Below are 15,368 nucleotides of genomic sequence, written 5' to 3' on the forward strand. Positions count from 1 at the left end.
AACGCACACAAATCGCTAGTTCTCGAGTACCAGGCCATCGAGGTCGCCCTTGTCGCGCCACTCTTTGAGCAGATCGCCGAACGCGTAGAAGCCCGGGCCGTAGGGCTCGCCGAGGTGTGAGCGGATGCCCTCACCGCCACCGCCGCCCTCGTTGTTGTAGTAACCCGGAGTGCAGGATGCGTCGAAAGCCGAGTTGTCCACCGCGGATTCGCGGATGGTCTGGCACCACTGCTCCTGCGCGTGGTCGGTCGGCTCGACGACCGTTGCGCCCCGCTTCAACGCCTCGGCGACGATGTAGGCGATGTGCTCACCCTGCAGTTCGTAGTTGGCCGCGATGTTGGCCGAGATGCCGACCTGGGTGAAGCCGGTGAAGAACTGGTTCGGGAAGCCGCGGCTGGTCATGCCGTGCAGCGTCTTGTAGCCGTCGTGCCAATAGTCGTAAAGCGACAGCCCGTCGCGGCCTTCGATCGCGTCGATCGAGTAGCGCCTGCTGATCTCTGTGGTGATCTCGAAGCCGCTGGCGTAGATGATGCAGTCGACCTCGTACTCCTGGCCGTTGGCGACGAAGCCCTTCTCGGTGATCCGCTCGACCCCCTTGGTGTCGGACACATCGATCAGCGTCACGTTGGGCCGGTTGAAGGTGGGCAGGTAGTCGTCGTTGGACAGCGGACGCTTGCACAGGAAGCGGTAGTACGGCTTGAGCGCCTCGGCCGTGTCGGGGTCGTCGACGGTCTCGGCGATCCGGCGGCGCAGCCGCTCCATGATCTTGTAGTCCTCTTCCTCGCGGATCGCCATGAACTGCTCGGGCGTCAGCGTCGACGGGTCCTCGAGCGAGAGCACCCGCGCGGCGGTGTTGCGGCCGAGTTCGGTCCAGAAGTCGCACACCAGATCCGGCTGCCCGGGCGCCATCCCCTCGAACGTCCACGAGTGGAAGTTGCGCTGGCGTTCCTTCTGCCAGCCGGGCTGCAGCGTCTTCACCCAGTCGGGGTTGGTCGGGGTGTTGTTGCGCGCGTCGACCGTCGACGGGGTGCGCTGAACGACATACAGGTGCTTGGCATCTCGGGCCAGGAACGGCACCACCTGAATGCTGGTGGCGCCGGTGCCGATGATCGCGACACGCTTGTCGGCGAGCTTGTCCATGCCGCCGGTGTAGTCGCCGCCGGTGTAGTCATAATCCCAACGCGACGAGTGGAAGCTGTGTCCCTTGAAATCCTTCATGCCCGGGATGCCCGGCAGCTTCGGCCGGTGGAACGGCCCGGACGCCAGCACCACGAACCGCGCGCGGATGTCGTCGCCGCGGTTGGTGGCGATGCGCCACCTGTTGATCTCCTCGTCCCAGCGCATATCGCGCACCTGGGTGGAGAAGATCGCCGAGTCGTAGAGGCCGAAGTGCTTACCGATGCGCCTGCAGTGCTCGTAGATCTCGGGTCCGTCGGCGAACTTCTTGCTCGGGATGTAGTCGAGCTCTTCCAGAAGCGGGATGTAGCAATAAGACTCGTTGTCGCACTGGATGCCCGGATACCGGTTCCAGTACCAGACCCCACCGAAGTCGCCGCCCAACTCGATGATCCGGACGTCCTCGACCCCGGCCTTCTTCAGATGCGCCGCCGACAGCAGCCCGCCGAATCCGCCGCCCAGCACCGCGACGTCGATGTCCTCGACGATTGGGTCGCGCGGCGCGACCGGGGTGTACGGGTCGGTCTCGTAGTAGCCGGCGAAGTCGTCGGTCAACTCCACGTACTGCTTGGAGCCCTCGGGCCGAAGCCTTTTCGCCCGCTCCTGGGCATACTTCTCCCGCAGCGCATCGATGTCGATGTCGTCGGGGGTCTCCGTGGGTCCGCAGGTGTCGGACATTGTCATAGTTCAGAGCTCTTTCGGTTCGCCGGTGCCCATGTACTTGGACAACTGATAGTGCAGGTTCACGGTGCTGCGTTCGCGGTACGGGTTGGGCCTGGTGCCGGGGAAGCCCAGCGACTTCATGCCCTGCTGCACCGCGGCCATGTTCGAGAAATCCTGGGGAAGCACCGACAGCCAGTTCGGGCTGTCCTTTGGCGTGTACTCCCAATGCGTCTGCGGCTCTTGACCCTTCGGGAACAGCTCCAACGTCGCCACCTCGAAGATGCACTTGTTCGGGTCGTAGCTCGGATGCGGCCGGGCGCCGTAGCACAGCGCGGTCGTCAGGCCCTGGCCGACCTGGAAGTTGGGGAAGATCTGCCACGCCGTGCCCGCTTGCCCGAGGATGTCGGGCGGAATGGTCGGCCACACGACGCCGCGGGCCTCGTCGTCACGCCTGGCCGATGCCAACCAGTGTTCGAGAACCTTGTCCGGAGGTGTGCCCTCGGGCAGTTCGTCGACCAACCTCTTGGCCGCGTTCACCAGCGTCTCGGTGGTGGTGGCGTTGGTCTGCTCCCAGGTGTACATCTGCATCTCGGCGGTGGAGACGCGAGGGTCGTCGCCGGTGCCCAACCGGATCTTGGACCTGGTGGCCTCCATGTCTTTCGGCGCGTCGTATCCGATGTTGCTGTGCCTGCCCTGCGCCTTGGCCCAACCCTTGAACTCGCCGAACTTGTTGAACTCCGGATGGGTGGTGAACACGTGGTAGGTCTCGTTGAAGGCCTCCAGCGCGACCTTCCAATTGCAGTCGAAGTACAGCCATTTGCGCCACTTGTAGCGCATGTTCTCCAGCCCGAACGGATCGAGGATCTTGGCGGCCGGGAACAGGTAGTCGGCAAGCGGTTCGCAGTCGGGATCCATGTTGATGAACAGCCACCCGCCCCACGTGTCGACCTGGACGGGGACGAGGTGGGTGTTCTGCGGGGTGAGCGCGCCGTTCCAGTCGTCCTGTTCGCGAATATGGGTGCAAGCACCGTCGAGTCCGTATGTCCAGCCGTGGAATCCGCAGACGAACGACTTGCGGGCACGGCCGACGGCGTTCTTGTCTTCGTCGGGGGTGTCGACGAGGCGGCGGCCGCGGTGCATGCACACGTTGTGGTGCGCCCGAAACTCGTCTGCCCCGGTGCGCACCACGATGATCGAGTCGTCGAGGACGTCGTAGGTCAGGTAGCTGCCGACCTCGGGAAGCTCCTCGACGCGGCCGACCTGCTGCCATACCTTGCGCCACAGCTTGTCCCGCTCGGCGCGCGCATACTCCTCCGAGACGTACGCCTCCACCGGGATCGTCATCGGTTCGCAGAGCTCTTCTGGCGCTTCAATCCTTGGCTGCGTATCGGTCATTTCAAACTCCTTAGAACCGACTGATTTCTGCGCGGAAGGTTTCGTCCTTGAGGAACAGCGAGGTGTTGTCGGCACCGAGGTGCGTCCACTTCAGGTTGAGCCCACCGTCGACGAGAAGCGTCTGCCCGGTGATATAGCTCGACAGGTCCGACAGCAGGAACAGGATCGCCCCCGCCTGCTCTTCGGGCCGACCCCGCCTGCCCATCGCGATCGCCCGCCGGTCCCGGTCGGGGTCGACGTCGACGTAGGTGCGCGACGCGGCGGTCTCGGTCACCCCGGGCGCCACCGCGTTGACGCGGATGTTGTCGTGCGCCAGCTCCGCGGCCATGGTGCGCGTCATCGCGACCACCGCCGCCTTGGCCGTGCCGTAGGCGATGTGGAACGGCGCGGTGTTCATCCCGCTGATCGACGACACGGAGACGACCGAGCCCTTCAGGCCGCGGGCGCGGAGTTCTCCGCATACCGCCTGGCTCATGAAGAACGCCGTCTCGAGGTTCGCGGTGAACAACTCCCGCCAGTCCGCGCGCGTCACCCGGGTCGACGGCATCCACGTCGACGGTGCGGCGCCGCCCGCGATGTTCACCAATCCGTACAGATCGCCGTCGGTTCGCCGGACCTGCTCCATCACGGTGGCGATGCCGTCGTCGGTGGAGGCGTCGGCCGACACCGCAACGACGGCCAGGCCCTGATCGGCCAGTGGACCGATGTGTTCGTCGAGGTTTGCTTTCGACCGGCTGACGGCCACCACCGTGGCACCGGCCTCGGCCGCCATCCGCGTCACGGTGGTGCCGATCCCGCCGCCGCCCGCACCCGACACCACGACGATCCGGCCGTCCAGCCTCAAGAGGTCGTCCATGCTATTTGTCCGGACAACGAGTGTTGCTCTCCATGTTGCAGAACACTATTCCCCAGCGCTAATCGGCCCGTCAAGGGCGAAACAGTCTCTTTAGCAGCCTATTGTCTGGACTAAGCCGAGTTGCTAACGTGCCAGGTCATGACGCAATCGGCGACGGGATCCCTGCAGCAGTCTCGCTATCCGGGCGGAAATCCGACCGCGACGGCCGGGTGGCGTCTCGAGCGGATCACCGCCCCGAGTCGGCTGTTCGGTGCGAACGGTCTGCGCACCGGCCCGGACGGCCGCGTCTACGTTGCCCAGGTGACGGGCAGCCAGATCAGCGCGCTGGATCTGGGCACGGGGAATCTCGAGACGGTCAGCGCCAAGGGCGGTGACATCATCGGCCCCGACGACGTCGCCTTCGACAGCGAGGGCAACCTGTTCGCAACCGAGGTGATGGACGGACGGGTCAGCGTGCGCGACGCCGCGGGCCGCACGCGGGTGCTGCGTGACGATCTGCCGTCCGCCAACGGCATCACCGTGCACCAGGATCGCTTGTTCGTCAACGAGTGCCGCGACGGCGGACGGCTGATGGAACTCGACCGCGCCACGGGCGCCGAGCGGATCCTGTTGGAGGGCCTGCCGTCACCGAACGCCATGGAGGTCGGCCCGGACGGCTTCCTGTACTACCCGCTGATGACGGCCAATGAGATCTGGCGCATCGACCCCAACGGTACTGAGCCGCAACGGGTGGCCGCCGACCTCGGTGTGCCCGACGCGGTGAAGTTCGACCCGCAGGGCAATCTCGTCTCGACGCAGGTGGCCAGCGGCCAGGTGCTGCGAATCGATCCGCGAAGCGGCGAGAAAACCCTTCTGGCTCAGCTCAACCCCGGATTGGACAACCTGACCTTCGTCGGGGACCGCCTGTTCGTCTCGAACTTCACCGGTGAGATCACCGAGATCGTCGGCGTTGGCGAAACCCGCACGCTGCTCGGCGGCGGGTTGAACTGGCCGCTCGATCTGGCGGTGGGCGAGGACGGTCGGCTCTACGTTGCTGACGGCACCTACTTCTACACCGTCGGCGATGACGGATCGCTGCAGACCGTCGGCATGCTGTTCTCCCCCGGGTACCCGGGCTTCCTCCGCGGGCTGGCACCGGTTGCAGGCAATGCGTTCGTGGTGGCCACCTCGGGTGGCCAGATCGCTCGGTACCGCCCCGCCGACGGCGAAACCGATTACCTGGCAGACGGTTTCGACCAGCTCTACGGTGTGGCCGTCGGGCCGGGTGAGCGGATCGTGTTCACCGAGCTCGGCACGGGGCGGGTGCATGCGCTGGCGTCGGGCGGCGCCGAGGTGCTGGCCTCGGACCTGCGCGATCCGGTCGGCGTCACATTCGACGACGACGGTCGGCCGCTGGTCGCGGAGTCCGGGGCGGGACGGGTGATCGCGGTCGGTGGTACGACGGAAACCGTGGTCGACGGTCTGTCGCGCCCGCAGGGCATCGCGGTCGTCGACGGCGTGCTCTACATCGTCGACGCGGGCGCCAAGGAGGTGCTCGCGGTGAACCTGAAAACCAACGCGCGCACCACGATCGGTTCAGATCTTCCGGTGGGGCCGCCGCCGGGTGTGGAGCCCAAGCCGCTCAAAGGGATGCCGCCGTTCTCCGGACCGCAGGGGCCGTTCGCCGGTATCACCGTCGGCCGTGACGGCACCCTGTACGTGTCGGCCGACGGCGAGGGCAGCGTGCTGGCGCTGCGGCGGACATGACCGTCAGCCCCACCGACCATCGCTACCTGCAGGTGGCGCGCACCCTGCGCAAGGAGATCGTCGACGGGATCTACCCCGTCGGCTCACAGCTGCCGACTGAACAGCAACTGTGCGAACGCTTCGCGGTCAGCCGCTACACCGTCCGCGAGGCGCTGCGCCGGCTGCGGGAGGACAACCTGATCGCATCGCGGCCACGGGCAGGCACCCTCGTGGTCCCTCGTCCCGCATCCAATTCATATGCGCAAGACGTCGTTTCGATCGACGACCTGCTGGCGTTCGCGGCCGGCGCCCAGCTCACGATCGAGTCCAACGCGATGGTCACCGTCGACGACGAACTGGCTGACCGCACCGGGCTGGAGGCAGGCACGCAGTGGCTGGCGGTCCGCGGCTGCCGGCAGAACGAGGGCAGCGACACACCCGTCTGCACCACCGAGTACTACATCAATCGCGCGTTCGCGGCGGTTGGACGTCTGCTGCAACGCCATTCGGGACCGATCTTCCCGCTGATCGAGGACCTGTTCGGGGTCAGCATCGTCGAGGTGCATCAGGAGATGGCGGCCATCACCGTGTCGCCGGACCTCGCCAGGGCGCTCAAGGTCGATGCGGGCAGCGCCGCTCTGGAGATGCGCCGCGCCTACACCACCTCCGACGGCGAGGTCGCGCAGGTGACCATAAACACCCATCCCTCGTCGCGGTACCGGCACTCGATGACGATGCGCCGGATCAAGGGTTAGGCCGGGCGGTGCGTGTCGACGAGAAGCGCAGCGCCGACGCCTACCGGCGCGGCCTGTGGGTGCACGACACGCTGGCCGACGCACTGCGCGACGCGGCCACCTCGACGCCGGACCGGACCGTGTTGGTGGACGGCGACATCCGGCTCACGTGTCGCGAGCTGTATGACCGCGCCGTGGCGCTGGCGCACACGTTGATGTCCCGCATGCCCGCGGGCAGCGTGGTGTCGTTCATGCTGCCGAACTGGCACGAGGCCGCGGTCATCTACCACGGGGCGACGTTGGCGGGCATGGTGGTCAACCCCATACTGCCGTCGCTGCGCGACCACGAGCTGACGTTCATCCTGCAGGATGCCGACGTTCGGGCGGTCTTCGTGCCATCCGCCTTCAACAAACACGACTACGTCGCGATGCTGGACCGCGTCACCGGTGCGATGTCCGCCCCGCCCGAAGTCGTCGTCGTGCGGGGCGATGCGGGCGGCCACACGCCGTTCGAGACCTTCTTGGGCAGCGGTGGCGCGGGCGTCCTGCCGGTGTTGAACGCCGACACGGTGCGGATGATCCTCTACACCTCGGGGACCACCGGCCGGCCGAAAGGCGTGCTGCACACCCACAACTCGATCCATGCGCTGATCCGTCAGATCGGCGAGCACTGGCGTGTCGCGACGGGCGACACGTTCCTCGTACCGTCCCCGATCGCGCACATCGGCGGGTCGATCTATGCGTTCGAGTGCCCCCTGCTGCTGGGCAGCACCGCGGTGCTGATGCAGCGCTGGGATCCGGATGCCGCGGTGACGTTGATGCTCGACGAGCGGGTCACGCACATGGCGGGGGCCACGCCGTTCCTCGACGGGTTACTCACCGCCGCCGAGCGGGCCGGAACACGACTGCCGGAGCTCAAGGTGTTCATCTGCGGTGGCGCGTCGGTCCCGCCGTCGCTGATCCGCAGCGCCACCGCCTATTTCGAAAAGGCGGCGGTGTCCCGCGTGTACGGTTCGACCGAGGTCCCGGTGACCACGGTCGGCTCACTCGACGACACCGAGCACGCCGCCGACACCGACGGCAGGCCGGGTATCGCGGACATCGAACTGATAGACGGCGAGATCCGCGCCCGCGGGCCGCAGATGCTCGTGGGCTACCTGCATCCCGAAGACGAGACCGACGCGTTCGACGGCGACGGCTACTTCCGCACCGGCGACCTCGGTCGGTGGGTCGACGACGGCTTTCTCGTCGTCACCGGTCGCGCCAAGGACATCATCATCCGCAACGGAGAGAACATCTCGCCCAAGGAAATCGAGGACATTCTCATCGGCCATCCCGGTGTCGCGGAGATCGCCGTCGTCGGCGTACCCGACGAGCGCACCGGCGAGCGGGCGTGTGCCGTCGTCGTCGCGACCGATCAGCCGACTCCCGACGTGGCGGGCATGCGCACGCTTCTGGAGGAGCACGGCGTGGCCCGCTTCAAAGCACCCGAGCAGGTGGTGGTGTGGGAGGCGTTGCCCAAGAACGACGCCGGAAAAGTGTTGAAGCATCGGATACGAGCGGCCCTGACATGACCGCCGGACACGAGGAGCAAGAATGGTTCAGGTAGCGATCGTGACCGGGGCGAGCAGCGGCATCGGATTCGGTTGCGCGACCAAACTGGCCGAGGCGGGCATGGCGGTGCTCGGTACCGGCCGCGACGGCACCCGGCTCGCCGGGCTGGAGAAGGCGATCGGTGACACCGACCGCGTCGCGACGGTCGCCGTCGACCTCACCGCCGACGAGGCGCCACAGACCATCGTGCAAGCCGCGCTGGACCGTTGGGGCCGCATCGACTTCCTGGTCAACAACGCCGGCGTCGGAAGCCCCAAACCGCTGCACGAAACCGACGACGAATCCCTGGACTACTTTTTGGGATTGATGCTGCGGGCACCGTTCCGGCTGGCCCGCGACGTGATCGAGCACATGGAGTCCGGCTCCGGGATCGTCAACGTGACATCGACGTTCGCCGTCGTCGGCGGCCTTCGCGGTGGTGCATACTCAGCGGCCAAGGGCGGCTTGACCTCGCTGACCCAGCACATCGCATGCCAGTACGGACCACAGGGAATCCGTTGTAACGCAGTGGCTCCCGGGGTCACGCTGACGCCTATGGTAGCGACACGCCTCGAAGACGAGCGATTCCGCAAGATCAACACCGAGATGACCCCGTACCCGCGGTTGGGCGAGGTGAACGACATCGCCAGCACCGTGGCGTTCCTGTGTTCGGAGGGTGCGAGCTTCATCAACGGTCAGACGATCGTCGTCGACGGTGGCTGGAGTTCGACGAAGTACTTGTCGGACTTCGCGCTGACGTCCGAGTGGGTGGCCCGACAGTGAACCTGTTCGCGCTGCTCGATCAGGCCGCCAGCCGCTTCGGTGACCGAGGTGCGGTGTATCACGGTGAGCGCCAACACCAAACGTGGGCACAGCTGCGGGAGCGGTCCCTGCGGTTGGCCACCATGCTGCGCACACCCGGCCAGAGGATCGCCGTCGCCAGCGAGAACTGTCCGGAGATCATCGAGCTGATGTTCGGGGTGTGGGCGGCCGAATGTGTGTACGTTCCCATCAACTACAAGCTGCACCCGCGGGAGATGGTGCAGATCCTCGAGGATTCGGGCGCCGCGCAGGTGTTCGCCTCGCCGAAGATCACGTCGGCGCTCACACCGGAAACGGACGTCCCGATCACGGTCGTCGGCGCTGACGACTACGAAACCTGGTTCACCGCAGGGCTTTCTGCGCCGCCGACCACCGATCCCGAGACCTTGGCGTGGCTGTTCTACACCAGCGGCACAACCGGGAAGTCCAAGGGTGCGATGCTGTCGCACCGCAATCTGGTGGCGATGACGGTGTCACATCTGGCCGACTTCGACTCCCCCGATGAGAACTGCACCCTGGTGCACGGCGCGCCGATGTCGCACGGCTCGGGGCTCTACATTCCGCCGTACGTGCTGCGCGCGGCGCGCCAGGTGATCCCCGAGTCCGGGGCGTTCGAGCCGAACGAGTTTCTCGACCTGTGCGAGCGCCATCCCGGCTGCAGCGCGTTCCTCGCGCCCACCATGGTCCAGCGCCTGGTGCAGACCGGCCGCGCCTGTCCGGACAACCTGCGAACCATCGTCTACGGCGGCGGTCCGATGTACGTCGAGAGTCTGAAGAAGGCGATGGCCGCGTTCGGCCCGGTCTTCGTACAGCTGTACGGCCAGGGGGAGGCGCCGATGACCATCACCGGGCTGCGCCAGAGCGATCACGTCGACGGAGAGGGATGGGCCGACGATGCGGTTCTGGGATCGGTCGGCTACGCCCGGTCCGGGGTGGACGTCGCGGTGCGCAGGGCCGACGGGACACCGGCCGAGGTCGGCGAGATCGGCGAGATCGTGTGCCGCGGCGACGTCGTCATGTCGGGCTACTGGGAGAACCCGCAGGCGACCGCCGCGACGCTGCAGAACGGCTGGCTGCACACCGGCGACATGGGTTCGTTCGACGACCGCGGCTTGCTCACCTTGCGGGACCGGTCCAAGGACGTCGTGATCAGCGGCGGCAGCAACATTTACCCCCGCGAGGTCGAGGAGGCGCTGCTCGAACATCCCGGTGTCGTCGAGGCCGGCGTGGTCGGCGCGCCGGACGAGGAGTGGGGCGAGGTGGTGGTGGCGTTCATCGTCGGGTCGGCGTCGGCCGACGAGTTGGATGCGCATCTGCTCGACCGCATCGCCCGGTTCAAGCGCCCGAAACGCTACGAGTTCATCGATGAACTGCCGAAGAACAGCTACGGCAAGGTGCTCAAGCGGGAGCTGCGCGACCGGGTGCGATCAGTGCCGCAGTAACGCATGTGTCTGGTGTCACAGGTGATCTTGGTTTGCTGCTGATTCCGCAGGGGTATGAAGCGGGTTGCTCTCGCGAAGGATGACAATGACCAACCACATGCCGACCGCCGACGGGTCGCCTGCCTCCGACGGGCTGGCCACGCTGGCGCTGCTCCTGCATGCGGCAGCGTTGTTCGCCTCGACCGCTTGCCTCGCCGCGTTCCTCATCGGGCACTCGACCGTCGCCCTGATCGCCGGAGTTCTGGCGGTACTTCACCTCGTCGGCGCCAGGGCCACCCTTTTCCTCGACGGCAGCCTCGAGAAGCGCCGCCTCGTCCGGGAGGCATCGGCCGGGCCGTTCGGCGAGTACGCCCTCGCCGGCGGCTCGCTCTAACCCGATCCCCACTCGCCTACTGGGCCGGCGCGAACACCGACTTGAACCTGTTCAGTGACTCCTGGATGTCGCCCTTGAGCGCTCCGGCGACCACCATGCCGATGGGGCCGAACAGCGCGGGACCGCCGAGATGCACGTCGAACGTGACCGTCGATCCGGCGGGGTCCTTCTCGGCCGGTCGCACCTTGCCGATCAACTTGACCTTGACGCCGCCCTTGCCGTCGCCGTTGAGCGTCATCGACTCCGGCGGACGGTAGTGCACGATGGTCCATTTGATCCGGTTCGGCATGCCCTTGACCTCGACGATCGACTCCAGCGTCGTGCCCTTCTCCAGCGTTTCGGGCAACTTGCTGCGCCACACCCGGTGGATGCTCAGCCACTCCTTGTAGCGGGCGAGGTCGGATGCGCACGACCAGGCCTGCTCCGGCGGCAGGGGTACGTCGACGGATACGGAGAGTTTGGCCATGCGCTACGAGGTGGGCGGAGCAGTCGGGGGCTGTTGGGGCGGCGGTGGCGGCTGCTGCGGCTGCGGAGCCTGGGGCGGCTGCTGCGGTGCGCCCTGCGCCGACGGGTTGTCCTTGTTGACGTAGTTGCGCGCCGCGTCCTGGACCTTGTCGACGTGCTGAGCGTATTTGCCCTGCGTCTTGCGGTCGACGATGTCACCGGCCTTGTCGATCGCGGTGTCCACCTTGTCGGCGTTGCGGGCCAGCAGATTCTTCACCTTGTCGAGAAATGCCATGCGTCCAAGGCTACTCGGCGCGCCACAGCCGACGGCGCTCTCCCAGCACCGCACCCTGCACCCACCAGATCACCTCGATCGCGGCGGCCGTGACCACGCCGATGGCCAACGCGATCGACGTCGTCTTGACGTTGGAGATGTCGAGCATGAACAGCTCCTGCGCAAGCGGTATGGAGAAGATCACGACATAGGCCAGGCCGGAGAGGGCGACCAACGCGACCCGCCACCACTCGTAGGGCCGCGCCACCACTGCCAACACCCAGATGGCCCCGACCAGTAAGGTGATCAGCGCCGCGGTGGACGCCTGGGTCTGCTCGACAGCCGTGGCCTCGCGACCCTGATACGCGGCCAGATACGAGGTGAACGTCGCGACGCCGATGACCAGACCCGACGGCAGGGCCGCCGTCATCACCCGCCGCACGAACCCCGGATGGGCGCGCTCCTTGTTCGGGGCCAGCGACAGGATGAACGCCGGGATTCCGATCGTGAACCACGCCGCGATCGTGACGTGGATCGGCTGGAACGGGAACAGCAGCGGGTCGGTGCCGAAGAACTTCGACGCCAGACCAGCCAGGCCGACGAATGTCGCCAACAGCACCGAGTACACGGTCTTGGTCAGAAACAGGTTCGAGACGCGTTCGATGTTGCCGATCACGCGGCGACCTTCGCCGACGACATACGGCAGCGTCGCAAACTTGTTGTCCAACAACACGATCTGAGCTACGGCGCGCGACGCCGAGCTTCCAGACCCCATCGCGACGCCGATGTCGGCATCTTTGAGTGCGAGCACGTCGTTGACCCCGTCACCGGTCATCGCGACCGTGTGCCCTCGGGACTGCAGCGCGTGCACCATCGCGCGCTTCTGGTCGGGGCGGACTCGACCGAAGGTGGTGTGCGATTCGAGCGCGTCCGCCAGCTCGTCGGTGGCCTCCGGCAGGTTCCTGGCATCCATGCACTCGCCGTGCAGGCCCAGCGATCCCGCGACCGCGCCCACGGACACCGCGTTGTCTCCGGAGATGACCTTGATCGAGACCTTCTGGGAGGCAAAGTAATCGAGGGTGTCGTGCGCGTCCGGCCGCACGCGCTGCTCGAGGACGACGAGCGCGGCCGGGGTCACGCAGCCGGGGGCGTCGGGGTGGTCGACGGGCAGGTCGCTGGACCCGAGCAACAGCACCCGCAGACCGGAGGAGCCGATCCGTTCGGCCTGTTCGGCGATCGGCGAGCCCGGTGCGCACAGCACGTCAGGGGCGCCGATCACCCAGTTGCCGTGCTCCCCATAGGACGCGCCGCTCCACTTGGTGGCTGACTTGAACGGCGCGGTGGCCGTCGCTGTCCAGCCGGGCGGCATCTTGTATGCCTCGGCGATGGCCTGCATGCTCGCGTTCGGGCGGGCATCGTCGGCGGCGAGCTGCGCGAGGATGTTTTCGACGTTCCCCAGCTCGCGCGTGGGCCCAGCCTCGTCGAGCTGCTCGAGATCCGAGACGCGCATACCGTTCTCGGTCAACGTGCCGGTCTTGTCGGCGCAGACGACGTCCACGCGCGCCAGGCCTTCGATCGCGGGCAATTCGTTGACCAGGCACTGCCTGCGGCCCAGCCGAATCACGCCGACAGCGAACGCGATCGACGTCATCAAGACCAGGCCCTCGGGCACCATCGGCACCAGCGCGCCGACCATCGCCAGCACCGACCGCTTCCATCCGGACTCCGTGGTGAACAGCTGGGTGTAGATGGTCAGCAGCCCGGCGGGAATCAACAGGTACGTGATGAACTGCAGGATCTTGTTGATGCCGCTGCGCAGTTCGGAGTTCACCAGCGTGAACTTGCTGGCCTCCTCTGCGAGCTTGGCCGCGTACGCCTCCCTGCCGACCTTGGTGGCGCGGTAGGCGCCGGTGCCCGCGACGACGAAGCTGCCCGACATCACCCGGTCGCCCGCGTCTTTCGCGATCGGGTCGGCTTCCCCGGTGAGCAGCGATTCATCGACCTCCAGGTTGGCCTCCTCGAGCACTTCGCCGTCGACCACGATTTGGTCGCCGGGTCCGAGTTCGATGATGTCGTCGAGGACGATGTCGCTGGGACTGAGCTGTTGGGTAGCCGATCCGGCGCCGGTTTGCCTGCGCACCAACGGTTTCGTCTGACCGACGATCGCGAGCTTGTCCAGCGTCCGCTTGGCCCGCAACTCCTGGATGATGCCGATGCCGCTGTTGGCGATGATGAGTAACCCGAAGGCGCCGTTGATGATCGAGCCGGTGGACAGCACGATGATCAGCAGCACCCCGAGGATCGCGTTGATGCGGGTGAACACGTTGGCCCGCACGATGTCGGACACGCTGCGTGCCGCCCGCGTCGGGACGTCGTTGGTCTTGCCTTCGGCGATGCGTTGTGCGACCTCGGGTTCGGTCAGCCCGGTGGCCTGAATCTCGGGTGCGGCTGTCACTTGACGAACGTGCCCTTCTTGAACGTGTCGAAATACTCCAGCGTGAGCTTGTCACGATCGACCCCATCGAACACCGCGGTGGAAACCGTTCCCGGCGGCGCGTTCTCGGTGATGAAGGAGAACGTGAAGGTGTTGCCGTCCCAGTGTTTGAGCGGCACATCGAGCTTCGAACCCAGCGCCAACCGCAGCTCGCCGTCGCGTTCGGTGATTCGGGCGGGCCCCCAGTAGTCGTTGCGGTAGGTGCCCACGTACGACGCGAGCGGCGCAGCGGGCACAGGATTGGCCGGCGGCTGCTTGCCGACCAGGGACCCCACCGGCTTCTCCATGTCGGCGAACGCCGCGCTGTAGAGGCCGTACCAGTCCTCGCGCACCTCGCCGAACTGCACCAGATCGGCGAACTGCGCGGTCAGTGCCTCCGAGACCCCAGAAGGGGTGGCGTTGGTGAGCGCGACGATCGCGACGTCGGCCGACGGCAGGATCAGGAAGGTCGTTCCGGTGCCCAGTTCGAAGGCGCCTGAGTGGCTCAGCTCCATGCGCGCCGCCGAGGTCGAGCTGACGTTGAAACCGAACCCGTAGAAGCCCGACCGGGCCGCGGGTTCGCTCGCCGGGCTCGACACGATCTGCGGTGTGAGTGCGGGCAGCAGGGCCTTCGGGGCGACGATCTGTTTGCCGTCATGACTTCCGTTGGCCAGCACCATGGCCAGCCATCGGGTCATGTCGTTGACCGACGAACTCGCCCCGCCCGCCGGTGCTTCCGGGTCGGCGTCACGGACGAAGGCCGGTTCGTAGCGCCCGTCCATGTGGATGTGGCCGGCCGCGCGGTTGGGTCGCGCGCGATAGTCGGTGAACCGGTAGCTGGTCTGCCCCATACCCAGTGGACGGAACAGCACCTCGTCGGCCAACACCTCCCACGGCTTGCCCGCGCCGACCGCGACCGCCTCGGCCCCCGCGGTGTACCCGAAGTTCGTGTACGCGTACGAGATCCGGAACGGGTCCAGCGGAAGCTGGCGCATCCGGTCCAGCACCTGCCTGCGGTCGAATCCGAGATCCTCGAGCATGTCGCCGGCGTGATCGGGCAGTCCGGAACGGTGCGACATCATGTCCCCGACGGTGACCATCGAGGTGACCACGGGATTGGACAGCGCGAACCAGGGCAGCTCGGACACGATCGGGGTGTCCCAGCTGACGGCGCCGACACCGACCTGGTGGGCGGCCACGGTCGCCGCAAGAGACTTCGACACCGAAGCGAGTTGGAACACCGTGTCGGGGTCGACGCGGTTCTCGTCCTCCTCCGGTTTGGTGGCATCTTTGACGCCGAACCCCTTGGCGTACACGGTCTTTCCGCCGTGCACGACGGCGACGGCCATACCGGGGATTCCCGACTTGCGCATCAGGTCCTGTCTCTTATACACATCT

At 66.6% G+C, this 15,368-nt stretch carries 13 protein-coding genes; 6 read left to right on the forward strand and 7 right to left on the reverse strand.

Annotated features, from left to right (window positions below; all coding sequences use genetic code 11):
* Positions 1-15 precede the first annotated feature (15 nt).
* Genes A5759_RS16720 through A5759_RS16730 form a run of 3 tightly spaced genes read right to left on the reverse strand, consistent with a single transcriptional unit; the run spans position 16 to position 4,090 of the window.
* The gene (locus tag A5759_RS16720) at positions 16-1,860 is read right to left on the reverse strand and encodes an NAD(P)/FAD-dependent oxidoreductase (protein ID WP_068199538.1); all 1,845 of its coding nucleotides are present in this window, start codon (positions 1,858-1,860) and stop codon (positions 16-18) included.
* A gap of 3 nt (positions 1,861-1,863) precedes the next feature.
* A complete protein-coding gene (locus A5759_RS16725; protein WP_068199539.1) occupies positions 1,864-3,234 on the reverse strand; it encodes an SRPBCC family protein in 1,371 nt (456 codons plus the stop codon).
* A gap of 10 nt (positions 3,235-3,244) precedes the next feature.
* A complete protein-coding gene (locus A5759_RS16730; protein WP_068199541.1) occupies positions 3,245-4,090 on the reverse strand; it encodes an SDR family NAD(P)-dependent oxidoreductase in 846 nt (281 codons plus the stop codon).
* Positions 4,091-4,228: 138 nt separating this feature from the next.
* On the opposite strand from A5759_RS16730, the gene A5759_RS16735 reads away from it, so the two are divergent.
* From A5759_RS16735 to A5759_RS16760, 6 genes are all read left to right on the forward strand, one after another.
* Entirely contained in the window at positions 4,229-5,836 is a 1,608-nt protein-coding gene (locus tag A5759_RS16735) for an SMP-30/gluconolactonase/LRE family protein (protein ID WP_068199544.1), read from the forward strand.
* Positions 5,833-6,570: a GntR family transcriptional regulator gene (locus A5759_RS16740; protein WP_066807783.1), complete on the forward strand. Its 738-nt coding sequence runs from the start codon at positions 5,833-5,835 to the stop codon at positions 6,568-6,570. Before A5759_RS16735 ends, A5759_RS16740 begins: the two co-directional genes overlap by 4 nt.
* 8 nt (positions 6,571-6,578) lie before the next feature.
* Positions 6,579-8,123: an AMP-binding protein gene (locus A5759_RS16745; protein ID WP_068199546.1), complete on the forward strand. Its 1,545-nt coding sequence runs from the start codon at positions 6,579-6,581 to the stop codon at positions 8,121-8,123.
* A 22-nt stretch (positions 8,124-8,145) separates the two neighbouring features.
* Positions 8,146-8,925 (forward strand): SDR family NAD(P)-dependent oxidoreductase, encoded by a 780-nt coding sequence (locus A5759_RS16750; protein WP_068199549.1) that lies wholly within the window; start codon positions 8,146-8,148, stop codon positions 8,923-8,925.
* Positions 8,922-10,406 (forward strand): long-chain fatty acid--CoA ligase, encoded by a 1,485-nt coding sequence (locus A5759_RS16755; RefSeq protein ID WP_068199594.1) that lies wholly within the window; start codon positions 8,922-8,924, stop codon positions 10,404-10,406. The genes A5759_RS16750 and A5759_RS16755 overlap by 4 nt, the downstream gene beginning before the upstream one ends.
* Positions 10,407-10,491: 85 nt before the next feature.
* Entirely contained in the window at positions 10,492-10,779 is a 288-nt protein-coding gene (locus tag A5759_RS16760; protein WP_066840923.1) for a hypothetical protein, read from the forward strand.
* 16 nt (positions 10,780-10,795) lie between these two features.
* Here A5759_RS16760 and A5759_RS16765 read toward each other — a convergent pair whose 3' ends face one another.
* From A5759_RS16765 to A5759_RS16780, 4 genes are all read right to left on the reverse strand, one after another.
* Positions 10,796-11,245, reverse strand: a complete 450-nt coding sequence (locus A5759_RS16765) for an SRPBCC family protein (protein WP_068199551.1) — start codon at positions 11,243-11,245, stop codon at positions 10,796-10,798.
* A gap of 3 nt (positions 11,246-11,248) precedes the next feature.
* Complete coding sequence (locus tag A5759_RS16770; RefSeq protein WP_068199553.1) at positions 11,249-11,518, reverse strand: antitoxin; 270 nt, start codon at positions 11,516-11,518, stop codon at positions 11,249-11,251.
* 10 nt (positions 11,519-11,528) lie between these two features.
* A complete protein-coding gene (locus A5759_RS16775; protein WP_369816225.1) occupies positions 11,529-13,934 on the reverse strand; it encodes a cation-translocating P-type ATPase in 2,406 nt (801 codons plus the stop codon).
* Between the two features lie 14 nt (positions 13,935-13,948).
* A partial coding sequence (locus tag A5759_RS16780) for a serine hydrolase (RefSeq protein WP_068199595.1) occupies positions 13,949-15,368 on the reverse strand: 1,420 nt, incomplete at its 5' end.

Origin of the sequence: Mycobacterium sp. 852014-52144_SCH5372336, from assembly GCF_001665615.1 — a bacterium.
In the GTDB taxonomy this organism is placed as follows: Bacteria; Actinomycetota; Actinomycetes; order Mycobacteriales; family Mycobacteriaceae; genus Mycobacterium; species Mycobacterium neumannii_A.